This is a genomic window from Streptomyces sp. NPDC059248 (assembly GCF_042753905.1).
In the GTDB taxonomy this organism is placed as follows: domain Bacteria; phylum Actinomycetota; class Actinomycetes; order Streptomycetales; family Streptomycetaceae; genus Streptomyces.
On record NZ_JBHYZV010000066.1, the window covers coordinates 12,915 to 38,274 of the forward strand.

The following is a 25,360-nucleotide window of genomic DNA, read 5'->3' on the forward strand; positions in this document are numbered from 1 at the left end:
CTCGCGCAGTTCCCCGCGCCCCTGGAGCTCCGTGTTCCGGCCTTCGCGGGGTGACCCGGCAAGTCTCCGGAGGCGATGAGCACGGTATCCAGGGGCGCGAGGAACTGCGCGCTCAGCCACGGACGGTGGGCAGACCGGGCTCAGAGGGTCATGGCATGGCGGGGCCGGGCTTCTTGGGGGGAACGCACCCCGCAAGGGGCTACGCGACGTTGACGCGCTGGCCCGGGGGCGCGGCCTCCAGCCAGGCGAGGAAACCGGTCAGGGCGTCCTCGCTCATGGCGAGCTCCAGGCGCGTCCCCTGGTGCAGACAGCCCAGGACGACCGCGTCCGACAGCAGCGCCAGCTCCTCCTCGCCCTCCGGCGTACGGCGGCCGACGACCTCGATCGCGGACCGTTCCAGTACCCGGCGCGGCCGGGGCGCGTACGAGAAGACCCGGAACCACATGATGCGGTCGCCGCTGTAGCGGGCGACCCCGTACACCCAGCCCTTGCCCGGCGGGAGTCCCGCCTCGGGGTCGTCGGGGACGTCCCACCGCAGGGAGCAGTCGAACGTACCGCCCGAACGCTGGATCAGCCGGCGGCGCAGACCGAAGACGAACAGCCCGATCCCCACCAGTGCGACGACTGCGAGCACGCTCACCAGCACCGCGAGGAACATCTCCGCCGACCTCCTCGCGTCCTCGTATCCGAACCCGACACCGAACTCTGTCCCGTACCGAAAACCACTCGCACCCGCATTGCCTCAGCCGCGACCAGGTCCGGAGGGTTCCAGTCCTGGCCGCGGCTGAGGGCGACGTCTGTCGGCGGGGGGCTCAGCGCACCGCCACCGCGCGGAGCCGGACGTCCGCACGGCGCTCGGCCGCGGAGTCCGAATCCGACTTGGCACGCTCCAGCGCGCGCTCGGCACGCTGGGCGTCGATCTCGTCCGCCAGCTCGGCGATCTCCGCCAGCAGCGACAGCTTGTTGTCGGCGAAGGAGATGAATCCGCCGTGCACGGCGGCGACGACCGTCCCGGCACCCTCGGGGGTGCTGGTACGGATGGTCACAGGGCCCGACTCCAGCACACCGAGCAGCGGCTGGTGACCGGGCATGACGCCGATGTCGCCGGACGTGGTGCGCGCGACGACCAGGGTGGCCTCGCCGGACCAGACCTGGCGGTCGGCGGCGACCAGCTCGACATGCAGCTCAGCAGCCAAGGGTGGCTCCTCGGGTCACCACCCGGCGGCTTCGCCGGGTGTCGGTTCATCAGTCTAGTAGGGCTCCGTACGCGATCGCGCGGAGGCCCGCTCCGGCACGCGGCCGGAAAGGCGGTCGGAGGGGTGAGGGGGGCGGGGCGGAACCCCGTCCCCCTCACCTCACCGGATCACCGGGGTCAGGAGACGCCCAGCTCCTTGGCGTTCTTCTTCAGGTCCTCGATACCACCGCACATGAAGAAGGCCTGCTCGGGGAAGTGGTCGTACTCGCCGTCGCAGATCGCGTTGAACGCGGAGATCGACTCGTCGAGCGGCACGTCCGAACCGTCCACACCGGTGAACTGCTTCGCCGCGTGGGTGTTCTGGGACAGGAAGCGCTCGACGCGACGGGCACGGTGGACGACGAGCTTGTCCTCCTCGCCCAGCTCGTCGATACCGAGGATCGCGATGATGTCCTGGAGGTCCTTGTACTTCTGGAGGATCCCCTTGACGCGCATCGCGGCCTCGTAGTGCTCCGCGGCGATGTAGCGGGGGTCGAGGATGCGGGACGTCGAGTCCAGCGGGTCCACGGCCGGGTAGATGCCCTTCTCGGAGATCGGACGGGAGAGCACCGTCGTCGCGTCGAGGTGGGCGAAGGTGGTGGCCGGGGCCGGGTCGGTCAGGTCGTCCGCGGGGACGTAGATCGCCTGCATCGAGGTGATCGAGTGACCGCGGGTCGACGTGATGCGCTCCTGGAGCAGACCCATCTCGTCCGCCAGGTTCGGCTGGTAACCCACCGCGGACGGCATACGGCCGAGCAGGGTGGACACCTCGGAACCGGCCTGGGTGAACCGGAAGATGTTGTCGATGAAGAAGAGCACGTCCTGCTTCTGCACATCGCGGAAGTACTCCGCCATGGTCAGACCGGCCAGGGCGACCCGCAGACGGGTGCCCGGGGGCTCGTCCATCTGGCCGAAGACCAGCGCCGTCTTGTCGAGGACGCCGGACTCCTCCATCTCGTCGATGAGGTCGTTGCCCTCACGGGTGCGCTCGCCGACGCCCGCGAAGACGGAGACGCCCTCGTGGAGGTTGGCGACACGCATGATCATTTCCTGGATCAGCACGGTCTTGCCGACACCGGCACCACCGAACAGACCGATCTTGCCGCCCTTGACGTACGGGGTCAGCAGGTCGACGACCTTCAGGCCGGTCTCGAACATCTCGGTCTTGGACTCGAGCTGGTCGAAGGCCGGGGCCTTGCGGTGGATCGCCCAGCGCTCACCGACGTTGGCGTTCTCCTCGGGGTGGTTGAGCACCTCGCCGAGGGTGTTGAACACCTTGCCCTTGGTGAAGTCGCCGACCGGGACGGTGATGCCCTTGCCCGTGTCGGTGACCGGGGCCTGGCGGACCAGGCCGTCGGTGGGCTGCATGGAGATGGTGCGGACCACGCCCTCACCGAGGTGCTGCGAGACCTCGAGGGTCAGCGTCTTGAGCGCGCCGTCCTGGGCGGGGTCGGCTACCTCGACGTGCAGTGCGTTGTAGATCTCGGGCATCGCGTCGACGGGGAACTCCACGTCGACGACCGGGCCGATGACCCGGGCGACGCGGCCCGTGCCGGCGGCCGTCTCAACAGAGGTCGTCATTACTTGTCACTCCCCGCGGTCGCGTCGGCCAGGGCGCTGGAGCCACCGACGATCTCGCTGATTTCCTGGGTGATTTCGGCCTGTCGGGCCGCGTTGGCAAGTCGGGAGAGCGTATTGATCAGCTCACCCGCGTTGTCGGTCGCCGACTTCATCGCGCGGCGCCTGGCCGCGTGCTCGGAGGCGGCGGACTGGAGCAGGGCGTTGTAGACCCGGCTCTCGACGTACCGCGGCAGCAGGGCGTCGAGGACGTCCTCCGCCGACGGCTCGAAGTCGAAGAGCGGGAGGATCTCGGTCTTCCCGTCCGTCTCCTCCGCCTTGTCGAGGCTGAGCGGCAGCATCCGGTTGTCCACCGGCGTCTGCGTCATCATCGACACGAACTCCGTGAAGACGATGTACAGCTCGTCGACGCCGCCATCGGCGGTGTCCTTCTGGACCGCCTCGATGAGCGCCGCGGAGACCTTCTTGGCATCCGCGTACTCCGGGCTGTCGGTGAAGCCGGTCCACGAGCCCGCGACCTTGCGCTCGCGGAACCCGTAGTAGGCGACACCCTTGCGGCCGACGATGAAGCTGTCGACCTCCTTGCCCTCGCCGCGGAGCCGCTCGGTGAGCCGGTCGGCCGCCTTGATGGCGTTGGAGGAGTAGCCGCCCGCCAGTCCGCGGTCGCTCGTGACGAGCAGTACCGCGGCCCGGGTGGGGCTCTCCGCCTCCGTGGTCAGGGGGTGCTTGGTGTTCGATCCGGTCGCCACCGCCGTGACCGCGCGGGTCAGCTCGGTCGCGTACGGCGTGGAGGCCGCCACCTTGCGCTGCGCCTTGACGATGCGCGAGGCGGCGATCATCTCCATCGCCTTGGTGATCTTCTTCGTCGCGCTGACGGACCGGATGCGACGCTTGTAGACCCGGAGCTGTGCTCCCATGAGTCAGGTCCCTTCCGTCATCACTTCGAGACGTTGACGGCGGCCGGGGCGTCCTCGCCGAGGAGCTTGCCGTCGTGGGTCTCGAACTGCTTCTTGAACGCGGCGATGGCGTCCGCGACCGCGGTCAGCGTGTCGTCCGACATCTTGGCGCCCTCGCGGATGGAGAGCATCAGGCCGGACTCCTCGCGGTGCAGGTACTCCAGCAGCTCGCGCTCGAAGCGGCGGATGTCCTGAACCGGGACGTCGTCCATACGGCCGGTGGTGCCGGCCCAGACGGAGACGACCTGGTCCTCGGTGCGCATCGGCTCGTACTGCGGCTGCTTCAGCAGCTCGACCATGCGCTTACCGCGCTCCAGCGACGCCTTGGAGGCCGCGTCCAGGTCGGAACCGAAGGCGGCGAACGCCTCCAGCTCACGGAACTGGGCGAGGTCCACCCGGAGGCGGCCGGAGACCTGGCGCATCGCCTTGTGCTGGGCGGAGCCACCGACCCGGGAGACCGAGATACCGACGTTCAGGGCCGGGCGCTGACCGGCGTTGAACAGGTCGGACTCCAGGAAGCACTGGCCGTCGGTAATGGAGATGACGTTGGTCGGGATGAACGCCGAGACGTCGTTGGCCTTGGTCTCGACGATCGGCAGACCGGTCATCGAACCGGCACCCAGCTTGTCGGAGAGCTTGGCGCAGCGCTCCAGCAGACGCGAGTGCAGGTAGAAGACGTCGCCCGGGTAGGCCTCACGGCCCGGCGGACGGCGCAGCAGCAGCGACACGGCGCGGTAGGCGTCGGCCTGCTTCGACAGGTCGTCGAAGATGATCAGGACGTGCTTGCCCTCGTACATCCACTGCTGACCGATGGCCGAGCCGGTGTAGGGGGCCAGGTACTTGAAGCCCGCCGGGTCGGACGCCGGGGCGGCGACGATGGTGGTGTACTCCAGGGCGCCGGCCTCCTCCAGCGCGCCGCGCACGGACGCGATGGTGGAGCCCTTCTGGCCGATGGCGACGTAGATGCAGCGGACCTGCTTGTTCACGTCGCCCGAGCGCCAGTTGTCGCGCTGGTTGATGATCGTGTCGACGGCCAGGGCGGTCTTGCCCGTCTGGCGGTCGCCGATGATCAGCTGGCGCTGGCCGCGGCCGATCGGCGTCATGGCGTCGACGGCCTTGTAGCCGGTCTCCATGGGCTCGTGCACCGACTTGCGGTCCATGACCGTGGGGGCCTGCAGCTCGAGCGCGCGGCGGCCCGAGGTCTCGATCTCGCCGAGACCGTCGATCGCGTTGCCGAGCGGGTCGACGACACGGCCGAGGTAGCCCTCGCCGACCGCGACCGACAGGACCTCGCCGGTACGGCTGACCGGCTGACCCTCCTCGATACCACTGAACTCGCCGAGGACGATCGCGCCGATCTCGCGCTCTTCCAGGTTGAGCGCCAGGCCGAGGGTGCCGTCCTCGAACTTCAGCAGCTCGTTCGCCATGGCCGAGGGAAGACCCTCGACCTTCGCGATGCCGTCGCCGGCCACGCTGACCGTACCGACCTCCTCGCGCGAGGCCGCGTCCGGCTTGTACGACTGGACGAAGTTCTCCAGCGCGTCCCGGATCTCCTCCGGCCGGATCGTGAGCTCCGCCATCAGGTTCCCTGCTCTCCTTGTTGGGCCCGAAGTTTCTTTGGGGTCTGGGGGCGACCCCCAGGAATCTTCTGCAAATCTCTGCACGGCCCAACCGGGCCGCTTTCTTGCCAATTTCAGTTGTGCGCCGCGGTGCGCGACGGCCGACACACGGGGGTGCGTCAGCCGGCGAGCCGGCGCTTCGCCTCGTCGAGGCGGTCGGCGATGGTGCCGTTGATGACCTCGTCACCGACCCGGACCGAGATCCCGCCGATGACCGTGGGGTCCACCTCGAGATTGAGGTGCATCTCACGGCCGTACAGCCGGGCCAGTCCGGCGCCCAGGCGCTCCTTCTGGCCGTCGCTCAGCGGAACGGCGGAGGTGACCACGGCCACCATCCGGTCCCGGCGGGCCGCGGCCAGCTTGGAGAGGGAGTCGATTCCCTGTTCCAGGCTACGTCCCCGGGGCACGGTGACCAGTCGGCCGACGAGACGCCCGGTGACGGGGTTCGCCCGACCGCCGAGCAGGCTCTTCAGCAGCTCGCCCCGGCGGGCCGGGGAGGCGGACTTCTCGGTCAGCGCGGACCGCAGCGCGGGGTTGGCGTCGACGATCCGGCCGAACCGGAACAGCTCGTCCTCGACGTCGTCGAGTGCGCCGGCCCGCTGGGCCGCCGTGAGGTCTGCGGTGTTCGCCAGTTCCTCCAGCGCGTCCACCAGGTCGCGCGAGCGCGACCAGCGGGAGCGGACCGCTCCGGAGACCAGGTCGGCGGTCTCGCCGCCCACCTGCCCGCCCAGCAGCCGTCCGGCCAGCTCGGCCTTGGCCTCGCCGCCCTGCGCCGGGTCGGTGAGGACCCGACGCAGCGACACCTCGCGGTCGAGCAGCGCCGTGACGGCCGCCAGCTCGTCGGCGAGCTTCGCCGCGTCGACCGAGGTGTTGTCGGTCAGCGCGTCGAGCGCGTCGCGCGCTGCGCCCAGTGCCTCTCGGCTCGCTCCGTTCACCGGGAGACCTCCGTCTTCACCGTGCTGCCCGCCTCGAGCTCGTCGAGGAAGCGGTCGATCGTCCGGCTCTGCCGGGCGGAGTCCTCAAGGGACTCGCCCACCAGCTTGCTCGCCAGGTCGGTCGCGAGCTTGCCGACGTCCTGACGGAGCACGGCGGACGCGGCCTTGCGGTCGGCCTCCACCTGGGCGTGGCCCGCTGCGATGATCTCCTCGCGCTGGCGCCGGCCGTCGGCCCGCATGTCCTGCACGATCGTGGCGCCCTGCTCGGTCGCCTCCTGGCGGAGCCGGGCGGCCTCGTGCCGGGCTTCGGCGAGCTGGGCCTTGTACTGCTCCAGCACGCTCTCGGCCTCGGTCTTGGCCGCATCGGCCTTCTCGATGCCGCCTTCGATGGCTTCGCGGCGCTCTTCCAGAGTGTTCTTGATATTCGGGAGGAGCTTCTTCGCCAGGAAGAAGAAGACGATCGCGAAGGCGATGGTGCCGATGATGAGCTCATCGGGGTGCGGGAGCAGCGGCGGCATCGGCTCCCCCGCTGCCGCGATGGTAATCAGGGCGCTCACATCAGTGCCTTCCGTGATTTGAGGTGGGCTGCCGTCCGGGTCTTACGACGGGTAGACGAAGCCCATGACGATGCCGATGAGGGCGAGCGCCTCACAGAAGGCGAAACCCATGATCTGGTTGGTACGGATCAGGCCGGCAGCCTCGGGCTGACGGGCCAGGGCCTGGGTGCCGTTACCGAAGATGATGCCGACACCGACACCGGGGCCGATCGCGGCGAGACCGTAACCGATGGCGGCAACGTTTCCGGTGAGAGCGGCGAGGGTCTGGGACATGCCGGTTCTTCCTTCTCTTTCAAGGACCCGGTGGGGGTTGGCCACCGGAGATCTGGGGTGGGGTTTGGTGCACTACGGCAGGAGGCTCAGTGGTGCTCGGCGAGCGCGCCCTGGATGTAGTTGGAGGCCAGGAGGACGAAGACGTACGCCTGGACGGCCTGGATGAACAGCTCGAAGATGATCATCACCATGACCAGGATGAACGAGGTACCGGCGTACAGGACGCCGATGCCGTTCAGGAGGTACCAGGTGGCCACGGTGAACATCACGATGAGCAGGTGACCCGCGAACATGTTCGCGAACAGCCGGACCGCGTGGGTGAACGGCCGGATGATCAGGTTCGACAGGAACTCCAGGACCACGATCAGCGGAAGGATCGGGCCGAGTTCCTTGTTGTAGCCGGTGATGTTCTTCCAGCCACCGACGAAACCGTGCTTCTTGAAGGTCAGTCCGACCCACAGGAAGTAGACGAGGAGGGCGAGCGCCACCGGATAGGCGATGAGCGACGTCACCGGGAACTGGGCGACCGGGATGATCGACCAGAGGTTCATGATCCAGATGAAGAAGAACAGCGAAACCATCAGAGGGACGTACTTCTCGCCGTCCTTCTTGCCGATGATCTCGTAGACCACACCGCGGCGGACGAAGTCGTACCCGGCCTCGCCGATCATCTGGACCTTGCCGGGTACCAGCTTCGGCTTGTTGAAGGCCGCCCAGAAGAAGCCGACGACGATCAGCGTGCTCACGAAGGCGAGCAGCATGGGCTTGTTGAAGTCGAAGCCACCGACGGAGAAGAGAGGCTCGTACATGAAGGTGTGGAGCCCGGGGGCGTTGAATCCACACCCACTGAAGATTTGACAGTCGGCCTCGAAGGCGAGCATCTGGGGGTCAGCACTCACCGCGGGCTCCTTCAGCGTGGCGCATAGGTACGGCAACCTCGTTGTGTCGGCGCGGCTCGCAGCCGCGGTTCGGCACGGGACTGGTGTAACGGATGGTGGGGCGGCGGGCGGGCCGTGAGCCTCGCGGATGAGCGGACGTCAGCTCAGATGCCCGCGCCCGCAGTGCCGCAGTTGGAACCGGACGATAGCAGGAACGCGAATCGCTATTTATCCCGGCCCTACTCTTCACGTCGTGGACCCCGTCTTCCGGGGCTCCCGGGCGCCCGTGGCCTGGGATTCCCCGGGTTCGACGTAAAGGATCTTGGCCTTCATATAGGCACGGGCCTGTGCCGCGACCCAGACGAGGGTCGCCACAACGAGCGTCAGGGCGAAGACCTGAGGATCGAAGAGCTTGGTGTTCTTGAACACCATCAGGAAGACGAAGAGCAGCAGCAGCTGGGTCGTGTACAGCAGCAGCCCCATGGCCTGGAACAGGTGCGGGTACTGCTTGGCGGTGCGCTGGAGCACCACGAGCCCGGCCCCCATGAAGAGGACGACCACCAGTGTGGCGATCGCGGCGCCCAACGCGCCCTTGCCGCCCTCGATACCGGCACCGACGGCGACGGCGACGAGGCCGATGACGGCGGTCGGTACCGCGGTGTGCAGAAGGGTGCGTGCGTCAGTTGACGGCATGGCGGCATCTCCGCTTGCTGGTGGTGGCAGTGGTGTCGTCATGGACGAGCGTAAGCCGGGTCCGAGATGTGTTCTCGGGGGCCGGAGGACTGTCGCACTACGGTCCTTCGGCACTGTCGCCGGTTCTCGTGAATCGTATCACAAGCTATTTGAGGAGACCTTTACCCGTTCGTGTGCCTGCAATCACACATGAGAGTGAACGTGCCCGTGTGTGCGGGGAATTCGGGGCGACATATCTGCTAATGGGGCCCGACATGGGAAAAGTCACCCCCGGGTGCCGGCCTTCCAGCGCTCGGAGCGCCGCGAACGGGATCCGATGGCGGTCGCCCCGTTGACGCCGTCGGGTACCCGAGTACGGGCCCGGCCCGGCTCCGCGGTCTCGCCCGTACCGGCGTCCTCGCCCGTACCGGCGGCGTACGCGTGCGCGGGCTCCGGCTCGGACTCCGCGGTGCCCACGGGCCGCTTGCGGCGCCGGTAGCGCGGCGGTACGAACGCCTCCGCCCATCGCGGCGCCCGCGGGGTGAACCGCGGCAGCAGCAGAAGCACCAGACCGATGGCGCTCAGCCCGACGATCACCATCACGATCCACAGGGACGCGGAGTGCACCGAGTAGCCGACGACGCCGAAGGCGAAGACCGCCGACCAGAAGTACATGATCAGCACCGCGCGGCTGTGCGAGTGGCCGATCTCCAGCAGCCGGTGGTGCAGATGGCCGCGGTCCGCCGCGAAGGGCGACTGACCCTTCCAGGTCCTGCGGACGATCGCCAGCACCAGGTCGGCGACCGGGATCGCGATGATCGTCAGCGGCAGCAGCAGCGGGATGAAGACCGGCAGCATCGCGTGGGTGGCGTCCCGGGCGGAGCCCTCGTAGACGAAGATCCGCAGGGTGTCCGGGTCCACCTGGCCGGTCACCGAGATCGCGGACGCGGCCAGCACCAGGCCGATCAGCATCGATCCCGAGTCGCCCATGAAGATCCGCGCCGGATGCATGTTGTGCGGCAGGAAGCCCAGGCACATCCCCATCAGGATCGCCGTGAACAGGGCGGCGGGGGCCGCCGCCTCGATCATGTTCCCGACCCAGAGCCGGTACGAGTAGAGGAAGAACGCGGCGGCGGCGATGCAGACCATGCCGGCCGCGAGACCGTCGAGACCGTCGACGAAGTTCACCGCGTTGATGGTGATCACCACGATCGCCACGGTCAGCAGGGTGCCCTGCCACGAGGTGAGCGAGACCGTACCGACGCCGGGGACCGGGATCCACAGGATCGTCAGACCCTGCATGACCATCACACCGGCGGCGATCATCTGGCCGCCGAGCTTGATCAGCGCGTCGATCTCGAACTTGTCGTCGAGGACGCCGAGGATCCAGATCAGCGCCGCGCCGGAGAGCAGCGCGCGGGGCTCGTTGGACAGCTCGAAGACACTGCTCAGGTTCGTCAGGTGGTCCGCGACCAGGAGCCCCGCGCACAGCCCGAAGAACATGGCGATACCGCCGAGCCTCGGCGTCGGTTCTCGGTGCACGTCGCGCGCGCGGATCTCCGGCATCGCCCCGGTCGCGATGGCGAACTTCCGCACCGGACCGGTCAGCAGATAGGTCACCGCGGCTGTGACACAGAGCGTCAGCAGATAATCACGCACGGGCTGCCCCACAGGAATCGCTGGCCATCTCAGCCCCACACCCTAGCCGTGGTGGCCGCATGGTGGAGGACAAGCGGGTGCCGCGGACGGTTGCATCCGATCGCGGTCACCCCGGATAAGGCGGAAATCTACCGGCCAGCCCGGCCGCCTCCGCACGCAAGGCCCGCACCGCGTCGCCCTCGGCGTACAGGGCCGCGGCGCAGAGCACCGCGATCCGGGCCATCTCGGGCTCACCCATTCCCTGGGTGGTGACCGCGGCCGTTCCCAGCCGGATCCCGCGCCCGTCGCCGTACGGGAGCGGGCAGGTGTCGAGGACCAGCCCGCAGGCCGCCAGACGGCCGCGTGCGGTCCTCCCGTCCACCCCCAGGGGTGCAGGGTCCACCCCGATGAGATGGGTGTCCGTACCGCCCGTCAGGACCGCGAAGCCCTCCGCCTCCAGACCGGCGGCGAGCACCCGGGCGTTGGCGACCACCCGGTGGGCGTACGCGGCGAAGGCCGGGGCCGCGGCCTCGCCGAACGCCACCGCCTTCGCCGCGACGGTGTTCATCTGCGCCCCGCCCTGCGTGAACGGGAAGACCGCCCGGTCGATCCGCCCGGCCAGCTCGCCGCCGCAGAGCAGCAGACCGCCGCGGGGCCCCCGCAGCACCTTGTGCGTGGTCGCGCAGACGACGTCCGCGTACGGTACGGGGCTGGGCGCGGCGCCCCCGGCGATCAGACCCGTCTGATGGCCCGCGTCGACGATGAGATACGCGCCCACCTCGTCCGCGATCTCGCGGAACAGCGCGTAGTCCGGGTGGCGGGGATAGGTGACCGACCCGCAGACGATCGCCTTCGGCCCCCGGGTCCCGGCCAGCCGGCGCACCTCGCGGTAGTCGATCAGGCCGGTGTCGCGGTCGACGCCGTAGCCGACGAAGTCGAACCAGCGTCCGGAGAAGTTGGCGGGCGACCCGTGGGTGAGGTGCCCGCCGAACGGCAGGCCCATCGCGAGCACCGTGTCACCGGGCCGCAGCAGGGCCGCGTACGCGGCGATCACGGCGGCGGAGCCCGAATGCGGCTGGACATTGACGTGCTCGGCGCCGAAGAGGGCGGCGGCGCGCTCCACGGCGATCCGCTCGGCGGCGTCGACGATCTCGCAGCCGCCGTGGTGGCGGGCGCCGGGGTAGCCCTCCGCGTACTTGTTCACCAGCGGCGAGCCGAGGGCCGCGAGCACGGCGGGCGACGCGAAGTTCTCGGCGGCGATCAGCTGGAGGGAGCCCGTCTGGCGGGCCGTCTCCCCCGCGATCACCTCGGCGATCTCCGGGTCCTGCCGGGCCAGCGGCCCGGTCGCGGCGGCGGTGTACGCGGACGCCGGGGCCCCTGCGGGGGCTGCGGTACGGATGGCCATGACATTGCTCCGGACCTCGCGGTGCGGGTGGCTCCCACTCTATGCCGGGCGGCCTCCCGCCGCAGGGTTCCCCGGGGCTGCACCCCAGGCCCTGCCGCATGCCGTCGTCGTGCGCCCGCGCCCCGTCGGTGGTTGCTCGCGCAGTTCCTCGCGCCCCTGGGTCTCCGGCCTGCCGCTACGGGTAACGATGCCCCGGGTATCCAGGGGCGCGAGGAACTGCGCGAACGACCACAGACTGCCCGCAGTCGGCAAGGGAGGCGAAGGATCTCCACGGGTTCCGGGGTGAAGCCGCCGGACGAAGGCATAGGGGCGGAGGGGCAACACGGGCCGAGGCCCGGGGCCACACGTCAGCGACGGGGGATGCCCGTCATGGCGGTGAGGACCGGGTCGAGGGCCTGGTCGATCTCGTCGCCGATCGAGCGGAAGAACGTGATCGGCGCCCCGTACGGGTCGTACACCTCGTCCGCGTCGGGGCTCGGGGCCAGCAGCCAGCCCCGGAGCGCGGCCGCGGCCCGTACCAGGGCCCGGGCGCGTTCGACGACGCCCTCGTCGCGCGGGTCCGGCAGGGTCGCCGGGTCTATCGCCCGTACCAGCCGGGTGAACTCTTTGAGGGTGAAGGTCCGCAGCCCCGCCGAGTGGCCCATGGAGATGACCTGCGCCCGGTGGTCACGGGTCGCCGTGAGGACCAGGTCGGCGCGGATGACGTGCTCGTCCAGCAGTTCACGGCCGGTGAACCCGCTGGCGTCCGCGCCGAAGTCGGCGAGCACGATCTCGGCGTTGGACTCCATGGGCGCGCCCTCGTGCCCCCAGGTCCCGGCGCTCTCCACGATCAGTCCGCTCGCCATCAGATCGCCGAGGCGGTCGGTGAGGGCGTGCCGGGTCAGCCGCTCGGTGATCGGTGAGCGGCAGACGTTGCCCGTACTGACGTGGAGTATCCGGAAGCAGTCGTCCTTCTCGGTGCCACGCCCCTGGTCAGGGGCGATCAAGGCGCCACCTCGAGGTCGGGGACGACCTTGCGCAGCTCGTCGGCGTCGAGGGCGCCGGCCCGCAGCAGGACCGGCACGTCGCCGGTGACGTCGACGATGGACGACGGCACGATCCCCGGTGTCGGGCCGCCGTCGAGGTAGACGGAGATCGCCTCGCCGAGCATCCGCTGGGCCGCGTCGCAGTCCTCCGGCGCCGGGTAGCCGGTCAGGTTCGCCGAGGAGACGGCCATCGGGCCGACCTCGGTGAGGAGTTCGATGGCGACGGGGTGCAGCGGCATCCGGACGGCGACGGTGCCCCGGGTGTCGCCGAGGTCCCACTGGAGGGACGGCTGGTGCCGGGCGACCACGGTGAGCGCCCCGGGCCAGAACGCGTCGACGAGTTCCCAGGCGGCTTCGGAGAAGTCGGTGACCAGTCCGTGCAGGGTGTTCGGGGAGCCGATGAGGACGGGTGTGGGCATGTTCCGGCCGCGGCCCTTGGCCGTGAGCAGCTCGGCCACGGCCTCGGAGCTGAAGGCGTCGGCGCCCACGCCGTACACGGTGTCGGTGGGCAGCACGACCAGTTCGCCGCGGCGGACGGCGGAGGAGGCCTCGCGCAGCCCGCTCGTCCGGTCGGTGGCGTCGTTGCAGTCGTATCGCCGGGCCATCAGCAAGCCTCCTTGGGCACGTACACGTACGGATTCGTCGTCCGCGCCGGCGGAACGGTCGTCGGCGTGGTCACGGCGTCGCCTTGCGGGCGGTCGCGAACCGCGGGCGCTTGTTCAGATCGGGGTGGTCCGCCGCGTCGGTCCAGCCGGACTCCTCGGCGAAGATCCACGGCACCTGGCCGCCCTGGGTGTCGGCGTGCTCGACGACGACGAGTCCGCCGGGGCGCAGCAGCCGGTGGGCGGTGCGCTCGATGCCGCGGATGGTGTCGAGGCCGTCCTCGCCGGAGAAGAGCGCCATCTGGGGGTCGTGGTCGCGGGCCTCGGGGGCGACGTACTCCCATTCGGTGAGGGGGATGTACGGCGGGTTGGAGATCACCAGGTCGACCTGGCCGTCCAGCTCCGGCAGGGCGCTCAGCGCGTTCCCCTGGTGGAGGGCGACCCGGGAGCCCTCGGCGTTGCGGCGGGCCCAGAACAGGGCGTCGTCGGAGAGTTCGACGGCGTGCACCCGGGAGCGGGGCACCTCCTGCGCCATGGCGAGGGCGATGGCGCCCGATCCCGTACAGAGGTCGACGATCAGCGGTTCGACGACGTCCATGGCGCGTACGGCGTCTATGGCCCAGCCGACGACCGACTCGGTCTCGGGGCGGGGCACGAAGACGCCGGGGCCGACCTGGAGTTCCAGATAGCGGAAGAAGGCGCGTCCGGTGATGTGCTGGAGGGGTTCGCGGGCCTCGCGGCGGGCGACGGCCTCCCAGTAGCGGGCGTCGAAGTCGGCGTCGGCGACCAGGTGGAGTTCGCCCCGCTTCACGGCGTGGACGTACGCGGCCAGCTCCTCCGCGTCGAAGCGCGGCGAGGGTACGCCGGCGTCGGCCAGCCGCTGGGTGGCCTGGGCCACCTCGGCAAGCAGCAGGTTCACTGGTCGTCCTCCACCCGGTTCGTACAAACGTGTCTGACTGCCGGTCCTATTGAGCGGCGGCGAGCTTGGCGGCGGAGTCGGCGTCCACACATGCCTGGATGACGGCGTCGAGGTCGCCGTCGAGTACCTGGTCGAGGTTGTACGCCTTGAAGCCGACGCGGTGGTCCGAGAGACGGTTCTCCGGGAAGTTGTAGGTCCGGATCTTCTCGGAGCGGTCGACGGTGCGGACCTGGCTGCGGCGCTGGTCCGCGGCCTCCTTCTCGGCCTCCTCCTGGGCGGCGGCGAGCAGCCTGGAGCGCAGGATCCGCAGGGCCTGCTCCTTGTTCTGGAGCTGGCTCTTCTCGTTCTGGCAGGAGGCGACGACGCCGGTGGGGAGGTGGGTGATGCGGACCGCGGAGTCGGTGGTGTTGACGGACTGGCCGCCGGGCCCGGAGGAGCGGTAGACGTCGATCCGGAGGTCGTTGGGGTTGACCTCGACGTCGATCTCCTCGGCCTCGGGGGTCACCAGGACCCCGGCGGCCGAGGTGTGGATCCGGCCCTGGGACTCGGTGGCGGGCACCCGCTGGACGCGGTGCACCCCGCCCTCGTACTTCAGCCGGGCCCAGACGCCCTGGCCGGGCTCGGTGGCGCCCTGGCCGCCCTTGGTCTTCACGGCGACCTGGACGTCCTTGTAGCCGCCCAGCTCGGACTCGGTGGCGTCGATGATCTCGGTCTTCCAGCCGACGCGCTCGGCGTAGCGCAGATACATCCGCAGCAGGTCACCGGCGAACAGGGCCGACTCGTCGCCGCCCGCGCCCGCCTTGACCTCCAGGATGACGTCCTTGTCGTCGCTGGGGTCGCGGGGCACCAGCAGCAGCCGGAGCTTGTCGGTCAGCTCTTCGAGCTGCTTCTCCAGCTCCTTGACCTCGGCGGCGAAGTCGGAGTCCTCGGCGGCCAGCTCGCGGGCGGTCCTGATGTCGTCCCCGGTGCTCTTCCAGGAGCGGTACGTCCCGATGATCGGGGTCAGCTCCGCGTACCGCTTGTTGAGCTTCCGCGCGTTCGCCTGGTCGGCGTGCACGGTGGGGTCGGCCAGCCGCTGCTCAAGGTCGGCGTGCTCGCCGACGAGTTCCTCGACCGCCTCGAACATCGGGGGCTCCTGCTCTGCTTACGTACGAAGGTTCTGCGGGACGTCAAAGCGCCGGTCCCGGCCGTCCCGGCGGGGACGGCCGGGGACCGGCGCAGTTGGCTCGCTACTTCTTGGCGGAGCCGGCCTTGCCGAAGCGGGCCTCGAAGCGGGCCACGCGGCCACCGGTGTCGAGGATCTTCTGCTTGCCCGTGTAGAACGGGTGGCACTCGGAGCAGACCTCGGCACGGATGGTGCCGCTGGCGAGGGTGCTACGGGTGGTGAACGACGCGCCACAGGTACAGCTGACCTGGGTCTCGACGTACTCGGGGTGGATTTCGCGCTTCAAGGGATTCTCCTAGTTTCGGGAGGGCGCCGGGTCGCACGGGCGGACGCTCGCGCGTGAACCGGGGCCGACGTACCAGTCTGCCAGGACCGGCCGTATCTCCCAAAACCGGGGTCGGTACGGAACTATTCCCCGGGGCTCCCGGCGGACCCCGGAACCCCACGGCCCCCGGGGGCCCACGGCCGGGCGCGGTGTCATCCGGCCGGGGACGCGGCCCCGGGGGTGGCGCTCACCACGCCGTCGGCCCCGCTCCGGCCCGCGGCGGAGTTCCGCAGCGCCGACGCGGGTACGGGCTCGTCGCGGCGCAGGGCGCTCCACACCTGCCGGGCGTCGCGGTCGATGGGGACGACCCGGTTGGGGTCGTAGGGGTCGTAGCCGACGGGCAGGGTGACCATCTGGACGTCCGAGGGGCCGATACCGCTGAGGGACCGGGCGAAGCCGGTCAGCTTCGATACGGAGGCGAGGTCGGAGTCGGTGGTGACGGCCTTGGTCGCGGTGTTCGCGACGCCGAAGAGCCGTACCGGGTCGGTGAGCAGCCCGGCGTCCTTGACCTGGGCGATGAACGCCTTCACAAAGGTCTGCTGGAGCTGTATGCGGCCCAGGTCGCTGCCGTCGCCGACGCTCTTGCGGGTGCGGACCAGGGCGAGGGACTGCTCGCCGTCGAGGGTGTGGGTGCCGGCGGGGAGGTCGAGGCGGCTGTCGCGGTCGTGGATGGCCTCGGTGGTGGTGATCTCCACCCCGCCGAGTTCGTCCACGAGCTTCTTGAAGCCGGTGAAGTCGATCTCCAGATAGTGATCCATGCGGATGCCGGACAGCCGCTCCACGGTGCCGACGGCGCAGGCCGGGCCGCCGACCTCGTACGCGCTGTTGAACATCACGCCGTCGGCCGGGGGTATTCGCCCGCCGTCGGAGTCGGTGCAGGCGGGCCGGTCGACCAGGGTGTCGCGGGGTATGGAGACCACGGTGGCCGAGCGGTGGCCCTCATTGACATGGACGATCATCGCGGTGTCGGCGCGGGCGGCGCCGTCGTCGCGGCCGTAGGAGCTGTTGGCCCCGGAGCGGGAGTCGGAGCCGAGGACGAGGATGTCCATCGAGCCGTCGCCGATGTCGCGGGGCCGGTCCCTGCCGTACAGCTGGGCGTCGATGTCGACACCGCGGAGGTTTCCGTCGAGCTGGAACCAGACGTAGCCGAGGCCGGCCCCGCCGACGGCGATCAGCGCGGCGGTGGCCCAGGCCGTGACGACGGCGGCCCTGCGGCGGCGGGAGCGCGGCTTGCCACCGCTCCCGCCGCCCCCGGCTGTGCGGCCTTCGCCGCCGCTCCGATCGTTCATGTCGTCTCCCGCTCTCCGCGCGCCTCCCGGCGTTCCACTGCGGCGCCGCGGTTGTCACCCTCCGCTGTTCACCGGCTACAAATGTCTGACTATGCCCAACTTTGTTGCGCCATTGGTAGGACGCATCTGCCACCAAAAGGGTTGCACGCGGTCCTGAGAAGCGCGTGAGAAGGAGCTGAGAAAACCGCCACCGGCCGTGGCGCGGAGGTCACCGTACGCAGACGTGGGCCCCGCCACCTGCGAAGGTGGCGGGGCCCACGGGAGGCGACGGAGATCAGTCGTTGTTACCCGACGGCGTCGTCTTCTGGATCTGGAGCAGGAACTCGGCGTTCGACTTCGTCTGCTTCATCTTGTCCAGCAGCAGCTCGATCGCCTGCTGCTGGTCGAGCGCGTGCAGCACCCGGCGCAGCTTCCAGACGATGGCGAGCTCGTCGCTGCCGAGCAGGATCTCCTCCTTGCGGGTGCTGGACGCGTCGACGTCCACCGCGGGGAAGATGCGCTTGTCGGAGAGCTTCCGGTCGAGCTTGAGCTCCATGTTGCCGGTGCCCTTGAACTCCTCGAAGATCACCTCGTCCATTCGCGAGCCGGTGTCGACCAGCGCGGTGGCCAGGATGGTCAGCGATCCGCCGTCCTCGATGTTCCGGGCGGCACCGAAGAAGCGCTTCGGCGGGTAGAGCGCGGTCGAGTCGACACCACCGGAGAGGATCCGGCCGGAGGCGGGCGCCGCCAGGTTGTAGGCGCGGCCCAGACGGGTGATGGAGTCCAGCAGGACCACCACGTCGTGGCCCAGCTCCACCAGCCGCTTGGCCCGCTCGATGGCCAGCTCGGCGACCGTGGTGTGGTCCTCGGCGGGCCGGTCGAAGGTCGAGGAGATGACCTCGCCCTTCACCGACCGCTGCATGTCGGTGACCTCTTCGGGACGCTCGTCGACGAGGACGACCATCAGATGGCACTCGGGGCTGTTGACCGTGATGGCGTTGGCGATCGCCTGCAGGATCATGGTCTTGCCGGTCTTCGGCGGAGCCACGATCAGTCCGCGCTGCCCCTTGCCGATCGGCGACACCAGGTCGATGATCCGCGTGGTCAGCACGCCGGGGTCGGTCTCCAGACGGAGCCGGTCCTGCGGGTAGAGCGGCGTCAGCTTGTTGAACTCCGGCCGCCCGCGGCCCGATTCGGGGGCCATGCCGTTGACGGAGTCGAGACGGACCAGCGCGTTGAACTTCTCGCGGCGCTCGCCGTCCTTCGGCTGCCGGACCGCGCCGGTGACGTGATCGCCCTTGCGCAGACCGTTCTTGCGGACCTGGGCCAGGGACACGTACACGTCGTTCGGACCCGGGAGGTAGCCCGAGGTGCGGATGAACGCGTAGTTGTCGAGGATGTCGAGGATGCCCGCGACGGGGATCAGCACATCGTCGTCGGCGACCTGCGGCTCGTTGGCGAACTCCTCACGACCGCGCCGGCCGCGGCGGTCGCGGTAACGGCCGCGCCGGCCGCGCCGGCCGGTGCCGTCGTCGTCGAAGTCGTCCTGCGGGCCCTGCTGCTGACGCTGGCCGCCGCCCTGCTGCTGCTGGCGCTGGCCGCCCTGCTGGTCGTCGCCCTTGCCGCGGCCGCGCTGGCGGTCCTGCCGGTCCTGGCGGTCCCGGCGGTCGCCGCGCTGGCCGCGCTCGCCGCGGTCCTTGCGGCCGTCGCCGTCCTGCCCGGAGCCGTCCTGCGCGTCGGTACGGGAGACCTCCTTGGCCTCCTTGACGGCGACGGAGCCCTCGGCGTGCGTCTCGGGGCTGCCCGCCTGCGCGGTGGCGCGACGACGGCGGCGCTCGACGGCCGGGGTGTCGTCGCTGGCCGGCTGACCGGGGATCTCGATCTGCTGCTGGGCGACCGCCTTCTCCGCCTTCTCGGCGGGGGCGGCGGCCTTCGCGGCCTTCTCGGCGGGCGCGGCGGCCTCGGCACTGTCAGCGGCGGTGTCACCGGCCGTGCCGGTGCGCGCCTTGGAGGTGGCCCGGCGCTTCGGCTTCGCCTCGGCGCTCTTGGCCTCCGGCTCGGCGGTCTTCTTGGCCGCGGCGGCTCCGCCGCCTGCCTGCGCCTCCTTGATGACCTCGATCAGCTGGCTCTTGCGCATACGCGCGGTGCCCCTGATCCCGAGGCCGGACGCGACCTGCTGCAGCTCGGCCAGGACCATGCCCTCGAGGCCGGTGCCGGAACGGCGGCGCCGGGAGGTGGTGCCGGTGGCAGCACCTGCGGCGGGCGCGGAAGTGTCGACGGGATTGTCGGCAGTCACGCCCATCAGATCGGTGGTGTCGCTCACGAAGGGTCCTTCCCTGGAGCGGACGTCGGCCCTTTGGCTCGGCGACCGGTTGTGCTGTCCGAACGCGGTCGGTGATACGACCGTGCCGGGGCGGTGGTCCCCGCCGGCATTGCGTACGGCGGAGAAGCAGATACTTGCGATCCGGCTCGAGATCCCCCTGCTCGGCCACTTCTCGGCGGAGCGTGAGGTGTCGTGCCGGTTCCGGAGCGTGCTCGATACTGCTCAGGCAGGCTGCTCAGGCAGTCGGGGAGGCTCCCGGAAGAATTGGTGGTCCCGATACGGGACGCGAAGCTCCGAGCCGTGAAGGCTTCGGTTGCTGACTTGAGGTTAACACTACCGGCTCCAACAAACATTCCCCCTCTCCATCACCGGCAATCTCGTGTCCCCGGGAATCGCACCGGGAATCACCGCGGGAATCCGCGCCCCTTCCGGGCCGGGATTCCCGGGGAATACCCGGGTCGCGGCGTGCCGCCGGCACTCCGCCGCCGGTACGGCCCGTCCGGCGCGGTCACCGCGTCGTACGGCGCGCCCCCCGCGGCGGCCCGCCGCCCCCGGACGGCTCACCCGGAGGACGTATCGCCCGGCCGGGTACCGCCCCCGGCGGCGTACGTCCGTCCGGGGCCGTCGGGGGACGGGTCCGCGGCGGACGGCGCCGCGTCGGGCGGTACGAGTGGCAACACGCTCGCGCCCACGGCGTCGAAGGCCAGCCGGTTGGCCGCCCAGCCCTCGCCCGCGAGTCGTGCGACCTTGTCGGCCGCACTGTTCTCGGCCAGTGCGAGCACCGTGGGGCCCGCACCGGAGATGACTGCAGGGACGCCGTCGGCGCGCAGTCGGTTGACAAGGTCGACGCTCTGCGGCATCGCCGGGGCGCGGTACTCCTGGTGGAGCCGGTCCTCCGTGGCGGGCAGCAAGAGCTCGGGACGCCTGGTCAGGGCCTCGACGAGCAAGGCGGCACGACCGGCGTTCGCGGCGGCGTCCACATGGGGGACGGTACGCGGCAGCAGTCCCCGCGCGGTCTCCGTGAGCACCGGCTTCGCCGGAACGAAAACCACCGGAACGACGGAATCGGCGGGGTCCATCCTGATGGCCCGTGCCGCTCCCCCGTCGGTCCAGGCGAGGGTGAAGCCGCCGAGGAGACAGGCGGCCACATTGTCGGGGTGGCCCTCGATCTCGGTCGCCAGCTCCAGCAGCGCCGTGTCGTCGAGCCTGGCCTCGCCCCCTATCGTCACCGCGCGGGCGGCGACGATCCCGGCGCAGATGGCGGCCGACGAGGAGCCCAGACCGCGGCCGTGCGGGATCCGGTTGGCGCAGACGACTTCCAGACCGCGCGGCTGCCCGCCGAGCAGGTCGAACGCCGTACGCAGGGAGCGGACGAGCAGATGGCTCTCGTCGCGGGGCAGTGTCGACGCGCCCTCGCCCGCGATGTCGATATGCAGCCCGGAGTCCGCGACCCTGACGACGACGTCGTCGTACAACCCCAGCGACAGCCCGAAGGCGTCGAAGCCCGGGCCGAGATTGGCGCTGGTGGCGGGGGTGCGCACCCGGACGGCGGCGGCGCGGAACGCTGGACCGGCCATCGCTCGATGACTCTCCTTGGCTCTGACCCTTGTGACGCAAGGGACGGGCGGTGCCTGTGAGGGCTGTGATGTTGGGGGGATCCGGGGACAGGGGGTCGGGGAAGGCGGAAGGTGGAACGGATGTACGCATGTACGGACGGGCGGCGCGCGGATTCGGGAGGGGTCGACCCCCGGGGGCCGCGACGGACGGCCGCACCCCTGCACCGGCATATGCGGTGGGTGGGTTCGGTACAGCCTATCGAAGGAAGGTTCTGCGGCGACATAGGGCGCACGGGAGGCGCACGATGCGTGTCGCGAGCCTCTTGTGCCTCGGCCTCCGCCACTGCCCGGCTTGGGATGCTTTCCACCGGGGTATTACGTCCCGGTCCGGGTTCGAACGCCTCGAACGGGCACTCCGTTCCCGGCCGTTCCCCGCACCCGTCACCCGCACCCGTCACCCGTGTCCGGGTGCCGCCCCGGCCGGCCTGCCCGGTCCGGCCGCAAAGGGCCGGACGGGGCGGACCGGGCGGAGCCGTACGGGCGGCCGGGGCAGCCCGGCCGGGGTCAGGCGAGCCCGAGCCGGGCGGCGGCCGTCGGGGCGTCCACGGGCACGGTGACCGGCTGCGGAGCGCCCGCCACGGCCCAGTCGGGGTCCTTCAGGCCGTTCCCGGTGACCGTGCAGACGATGCGCTGCCCGGGGTCGACCCGGCCCGCCTCGGCGGCCTTCAGCAGGCCCGCCACGGACGCGGCGGACGCGGGCTCGACGAAGACGCCCTCCTGCGACGCCAACAGACGGTAGGCCCGGAGGATCTCACGGTCCGTCACCTCGTCGATGGCGCCGCCGGACTCGTCCCGCGCGGCCAGCGCCTGCTGCCAGGAGGCCGGGTTGCCGATCCGGATCGCGGTGGCGATGGTCGACGGGTCCTTGACGACCTCACCGCGGACGATGGGCGCGGAGCCGGACGCCTGGAAGCCCCACATCCGGGGGGTGCGGGTGGCCGGGCCATCGGCCGCGTACTCCCGGTAACCCTTCCAGTAGGCGGTGATGTTGCCCGCGTTGCCGACCGGCAGGACATGGATGTCCGGGGCGTCGCCGAGGGCGTCGACGATCTCGAAGGAGGCCGTCTTCTGCCCCTCGATCCGATACGGATTGACCGAATTGACCAGGGCCACCGGATAGTTCTCGGACAGATTTCGCGCCAGATCCAGGCAGTCGTCGAAGTTGCCGTCGACCTGGAGGATCTTCGAGCCGTAGACCAGCGCCTGGCCCATCTTGCCCAGGGCGATCTTCCCCTGGGGCACCAGGACGGCGCAGACCATCCCGGCACGTACGGCGTAGGCGGCGGCCGAGGCGGACGTATTGCCGGTGGAGGCGCAGATGACGGCCTTCGCGCCCTCCTCCTTGGCCCGGGTGATCGCCATCGTCATCCCGCGGTCCTTGAAGGACCCGGTGGGATTGGCGCCCTCGACCTTGAGGTGGACCTCGCACCCGGTGCGCTCGGAGAGCACCTGGGCGGGGACGAGCGGCGTCCCGCCCTCACGGAGCGTGACGACGGGCGTGGTGTCCGTCACCGGGAGCCGGTCCCGGTACTCCTCGATGATGCCGCGCCACTGGTGGGTCATTGCTGGTTACTCCCCTTCAACACGCATGATGCTGGCGACACCGCGCACGGTGTCGAGCTTGCGCAGCGCCTCGACGGTCCCCGAGAGGGCGGCGTCGGGCGCGCGGTGGGTGACGACGACGAGGGATGCCTCCCCGTCGCTGTCCGGACGGCCCTGCTGACGGACGGTGTCGATGGACACCCCGTGCTCGGCGAAGACCGTCGCGACCTGGGCGAGGACGCCCGGCTTGTCGGCCACGTCGAGACTGATGTGGTACCGCGTGACCACCTCGCCCATGGAGCCGACGGGCAGCTGGGTGTAGGCGGACTCCCCCGGCCCGGTGACCCCGGCGAGCTTGTTGCGGCAGACGGCGACCAGGTCGCCCAGGACGGCCGACGCGGTGGGCGCGCCGCCCGCGCCGGGCCCGTAGAACATCAGCTGCCCGGCGGCCTCCGACTCCACGAAGACCGCGTTGTACGCCTCGCGGACGGAGGCCAGCGGATGGCTGAGCGGGATCATCGCCGGGTGTACCCGCGCGGTCACGGACCTGCCGTCGGCGGCGCGCTCGCAGATCGCGAGGAGCTTGACGGTACAGCCCATCCGCTTGGCGGAGGCGATGTCGGCGGCGGTGACCTCGGTGAGCCCCTCGCGGTGCACGTCGTCGAGGCGGACCCGGGTGTGGAAGGCGATCCCGGCGAGGATCGCGGCCTTGGCGGCGGCGTCGAAGCCCTCGACGTCGGCGGTCGGGTCGGCCTCGGCGTACCCGAGGGCGGTGGCCTCGTCCAGCGCCTCGGTGTAACCGGCGCCGGAGGACTCCATCTTGTCGAGGATGAAGTTGGTGGTGCCGTTGACGATGCCGAGGACCCGGTTGACCTTGTCGCCCGCGAGCGACTCGCGCAGCGGCCGGATCAGCGGGATGGCGCCGGCGACGGCGGCCTCGAAGTACAGATCGCGGCCGTGCCGCTCGGCGGCGGCGTAGAGCGTGGCCCCGTCCTCGGCCAGCAGCGCCTTGTTCGCCGACACCACGGAGGCACCGTGCTCGAACGCGGTGGTGATCAGGGCGCGGGCCGGCTCGATCCCGCCGATGACCTCGATGACGACGTCGATGTCGCCCCGTTTCACCAGGGCCGTGGCATCGGTGGTGACCAGGGCGGGGTCGATGCCCTCGCGGACCTTGTCGGGGCGGCGTACGGCCACCCCCGCCAGCTCCACGGGGGCGCCGATCCGGGCCGCGAGGTCGTCGGCGTGCGTCGTCATGATGCGCGCCACCTCGGAGCCGACCACTCCACAGCCCAGCAGCGCCACCTTCAGCGGACGCGTACGCATCATCCGACCTCGTTTCTCAGCATTCGGGGGTGGGTCCAGTCTCACTTACCGGACAGCATTTTCTATGCTCCGTCCGGTATCCGAGACATCTATCTCCATCAACCGACATCGAGACGCAACAGATCTTCCTCCGTCTCGCGCCGGACGATCACCCGCGCCGCGCCTCCGGAGACCGCCACGACGGGCGGGCGCAGGGCGTGGTTGTAGTTGCTCGCCATCGAGCGGCAGTAGGCGCCGGTCGCGGGGACGGCGATCAGATCGCCGGGGGCGAGGTCGGCGGGGAGGAAGGCGTCCTTCACCACGATGTCGCCGCTCTCGCAGTGCTTGCCGACGACCCGGCTGCGCATGGGCGGCGCGTCGGAGGCGCGGGAGACGAGGACGACACTGTATTCGGCGTCGTACAGCGCCGTGCGGATGTTGTCGGACATCCCGCCGTCCACACTGACGTACGTCCGCAGGCCCTCCAGGGGCTTGATGGTGCCGACCTCGTACAGGGTGAAGGCGGTGGGGCCGACGATGGCGCGGCCGGGCTCGACGGAGATCCGGGGGGTACGCAGCCCGGCGGCGTCGCACTCGCGGGTGACGATCTCGTGGAGGGCCTTGGCGATGTGACGCGGTTCACGGGGGTCGTCGCCCGCGACGTACGCGATTCCGAGGCCGCCGCCGAGGTCGATCTCGGGCAGTTCGACGCCGTGCTCGTCGCGGACCCGCTTGAGCAGGCCGACCACTCGGTGGGCGGCGACCTCGAAGCCGGAGGTGTCGAAGATCTGCGAACCGATGTGGGAGTGGATGCCGACCAGTTCGAGACCGTCGAGGGAGAGCGCCCGCCGGACGGCCTCGGCGGCCTGGTCCCCGGCGAGCGGGATCCCGAACTTCTGGTCCTCGTGGGCGGTGGCGATGAACTCGTGGGTGTGCGCCTCGACGCCGACGGTGACCCGGATCAGCACCTTCTGGCGCCTGCCGAGGCGTTCGGCGGCGTGGGCGACCCGGACGATCTCCTGGAAGGAGTCGAGGACGATCCGGCCGACCCCGGCCTCGATGGCCCGCTCGATCTCCTCGGGGGACTTGTTGTTGCCGTGGTACGCGATCCGCTCGGCGGGCATGCCCGCGTCGAGGGCGGTGCGCAGCTCGCCGCCGGAGCAGACGTCGAGGTTGAGGCCCTCCTCGTGCAGCCAGCGGACGACGGCCCTGCTGAGGAACGCCTTCCCGGCGTAGAAGACGTCGGCGCCGGGGCCGAACGCCTCGGCCCAGGCGCGGCAGCGGGCCCGGAAGTCCTCCTCGTCGAGGAAGTAGGCGGGGGTGCCGAACTCCTCGGCCAGCCGGGTCACCGGGATCCCGCCGACGGCGGCGACCCCGTCATCGCCCCGGGTGACGGTACGGGCCCAGATCGCCGGGTCGAGGGCGTTGAGGTCGGCGGGCGGCGCCGGGTAGTGGCCCTCGGGCAGGACATCGGCGTGCCGGGGCCCGGCGGGGTGTGCGGAACGGCTCATCGTCGTATCTCTTT

23 protein-coding genes are annotated in these 25,360 nt (G+C 70.4%); all 23 read right to left on the reverse strand.

Annotation, left to right across the window (positions count from 1 at the left end):
- Window positions 1-199: 199 nt before the first annotated feature.
- The 23 genes from ACFXG1_RS25030 to lysA all read right to left on the reverse strand — a co-directional run bounded on the left by ACFXG1_RS25030 (window position 200) and on the right by lysA (window position 25,346).
- Window positions 200-658, reverse strand: a complete 459-nt coding sequence (locus ACFXG1_RS25030) for a DUF2550 domain-containing protein (RefSeq protein ID WP_384724191.1) — start codon at window positions 656-658, stop codon at window positions 200-202.
- A 154-nt stretch (window positions 659-812) separates the two neighbouring features.
- Window positions 813-1,196, reverse strand: a complete 384-nt coding sequence (locus ACFXG1_RS25035) for a F0F1 ATP synthase subunit epsilon (RefSeq protein ID WP_384724193.1) — start codon at window positions 1,194-1,196, stop codon at window positions 813-815.
- Between the two features lie 176 nt (window positions 1,197-1,372).
- Window positions 1,373-2,815: a F0F1 ATP synthase subunit beta gene (atpD, locus tag ACFXG1_RS25040; RefSeq protein ID WP_384744611.1), complete on the reverse strand. Its 1,443-nt coding sequence runs from the start codon at window positions 2,813-2,815 to the stop codon at window positions 1,373-1,375.
- Window positions 2,815-3,729, reverse strand: a complete 915-nt coding sequence (locus tag ACFXG1_RS25045; protein WP_384710613.1) for a F0F1 ATP synthase subunit gamma — start codon at window positions 3,727-3,729, stop codon at window positions 2,815-2,817. The genes atpD and ACFXG1_RS25045 overlap by 1 nt, the downstream gene beginning before the upstream one ends.
- A gap of 20 nt (window positions 3,730-3,749) precedes the next feature.
- A complete protein-coding gene (atpA, locus tag ACFXG1_RS25050) occupies window positions 3,750-5,348 on the reverse strand; it encodes a F0F1 ATP synthase subunit alpha (protein WP_384710616.1) in 1,599 nt (532 codons plus the stop codon).
- 158 nt (window positions 5,349-5,506) lie between these two features.
- Window positions 5,507-6,322 (reverse strand): F0F1 ATP synthase subunit delta, encoded by an 816-nt coding sequence (locus ACFXG1_RS25055; protein WP_384710619.1) that lies wholly within the window; start codon window positions 6,320-6,322, stop codon window positions 5,507-5,509.
- The gene (locus tag ACFXG1_RS25060) at window positions 6,319-6,879 is read right to left on the reverse strand and encodes a F0F1 ATP synthase subunit B (RefSeq protein ID WP_384710621.1); all 561 of its coding nucleotides are present in this window, start codon (window positions 6,877-6,879) and stop codon (window positions 6,319-6,321) included. Before ACFXG1_RS25060 ends, ACFXG1_RS25055 begins: the two co-directional genes overlap by 4 nt.
- Before the next feature lie 42 nt (window positions 6,880-6,921).
- Window positions 6,922-7,152: an ATP synthase F0 subunit C gene (gene atpE, locus ACFXG1_RS25065; RefSeq protein ID WP_358827635.1), complete on the reverse strand. Its 231-nt coding sequence runs from the start codon at window positions 7,150-7,152 to the stop codon at window positions 6,922-6,924.
- Between the two features lie 86 nt (window positions 7,153-7,238).
- Entirely contained in the window at window positions 7,239-8,051 is an 813-nt protein-coding gene (gene atpB, locus ACFXG1_RS25070; protein ID WP_384710625.1) for a F0F1 ATP synthase subunit A, read from the reverse strand.
- 225 nt (window positions 8,052-8,276) lie between these two features.
- Window positions 8,277-8,723 carry a hypothetical protein gene (locus ACFXG1_RS25075; RefSeq protein WP_384710628.1) on the reverse strand — a complete coding sequence of 149 codons (447 nt, stop codon included), beginning with the start codon at window positions 8,721-8,723 and terminating at the stop codon, window positions 8,277-8,279.
- Between the two features lie 264 nt (window positions 8,724-8,987).
- Window positions 8,988-10,373 carry an MraY family glycosyltransferase gene (locus ACFXG1_RS25080; RefSeq protein WP_384710631.1) on the reverse strand — a complete coding sequence of 462 codons (1,386 nt, stop codon included), beginning with the start codon at window positions 10,371-10,373 and terminating at the stop codon, window positions 8,988-8,990.
- Window positions 10,374-10,467: 94 nt separating this feature from the next.
- The gene (gene glyA, locus ACFXG1_RS25085; protein WP_384744615.1) at window positions 10,468-11,745 is read right to left on the reverse strand and encodes a serine hydroxymethyltransferase; all 1,278 of its coding nucleotides are present in this window, start codon (window positions 11,743-11,745) and stop codon (window positions 10,468-10,470) included.
- Window positions 11,746-12,092: 347 nt separating this feature from the next.
- Window positions 12,093-12,731 (reverse strand): protein-tyrosine-phosphatase, encoded by a 639-nt coding sequence (locus tag ACFXG1_RS25090; protein ID WP_384710640.1) that lies wholly within the window; start codon window positions 12,729-12,731, stop codon window positions 12,093-12,095.
- Window positions 12,728-13,375, reverse strand: a complete 648-nt coding sequence (locus ACFXG1_RS25095; RefSeq protein WP_384710643.1) for an L-threonylcarbamoyladenylate synthase — start codon at window positions 13,373-13,375, stop codon at window positions 12,728-12,730. The genes ACFXG1_RS25090 and ACFXG1_RS25095 overlap by 4 nt, the downstream gene beginning before the upstream one ends.
- 70 nt (window positions 13,376-13,445) lie before the next feature.
- Window positions 13,446-14,291, reverse strand: coding sequence for a peptide chain release factor N(5)-glutamine methyltransferase (gene prmC / locus ACFXG1_RS25100; RefSeq protein WP_384710646.1), 846 nt, complete (start codon window positions 14,289-14,291; stop codon window positions 13,446-13,448).
- A 46-nt stretch (window positions 14,292-14,337) separates the two neighbouring features.
- On the reverse strand, window positions 14,338-15,417 hold the full coding sequence (gene prfA, locus ACFXG1_RS25105) for a peptide chain release factor 1 (protein ID WP_384710649.1): 1,080 nt from the start codon (window positions 15,415-15,417) through the stop codon (window positions 14,338-14,340).
- 103 nt (window positions 15,418-15,520) lie between these two features.
- Window positions 15,521-15,742, reverse strand: coding sequence for a 50S ribosomal protein L31 (rpmE, locus tag ACFXG1_RS25110; protein ID WP_384710652.1), 222 nt, complete (start codon window positions 15,740-15,742; stop codon window positions 15,521-15,523).
- A gap of 191 nt (window positions 15,743-15,933) precedes the next feature.
- Window positions 15,934-17,070 carry an LCP family protein gene (locus ACFXG1_RS25115; protein ID WP_384744619.1) on the reverse strand — a complete coding sequence of 379 codons (1,137 nt, stop codon included), beginning with the start codon at window positions 17,068-17,070 and terminating at the stop codon, window positions 15,934-15,936.
- A gap of 274 nt (window positions 17,071-17,344) precedes the next feature.
- Window positions 17,345-19,372 carry a transcription termination factor Rho gene (gene rho, locus ACFXG1_RS25120; protein WP_384744621.1) on the reverse strand — a complete coding sequence of 676 codons (2,028 nt, stop codon included), beginning with the start codon at window positions 19,370-19,372 and terminating at the stop codon, window positions 17,345-17,347.
- A gap of 560 nt (window positions 19,373-19,932) precedes the next feature.
- Entirely contained in the window at window positions 19,933-20,949 is a 1,017-nt protein-coding gene (gene thrB, locus ACFXG1_RS25125) for a homoserine kinase (protein WP_384744623.1), read from the reverse strand.
- Window positions 20,950-21,492: 543 nt separating this feature from the next.
- Complete coding sequence (gene thrC, locus ACFXG1_RS25130) at window positions 21,493-22,551, reverse strand: threonine synthase (protein WP_384718170.1); 1,059 nt, start codon at window positions 22,549-22,551, stop codon at window positions 21,493-21,495.
- A gap of 6 nt (window positions 22,552-22,557) precedes the next feature.
- Window positions 22,558-23,856 (reverse strand): homoserine dehydrogenase, encoded by a 1,299-nt coding sequence (locus tag ACFXG1_RS25135; RefSeq protein WP_384718174.1) that lies wholly within the window; start codon window positions 23,854-23,856, stop codon window positions 22,558-22,560.
- 98 nt (window positions 23,857-23,954) lie between these two features.
- On the reverse strand, window positions 23,955-25,346 hold the full coding sequence (lysA, locus tag ACFXG1_RS25140; protein ID WP_384718168.1) for a diaminopimelate decarboxylase: 1,392 nt from the start codon (window positions 25,344-25,346) through the stop codon (window positions 23,955-23,957).
- Window positions 25,347-25,360: the final 14 nt, after the last annotated feature.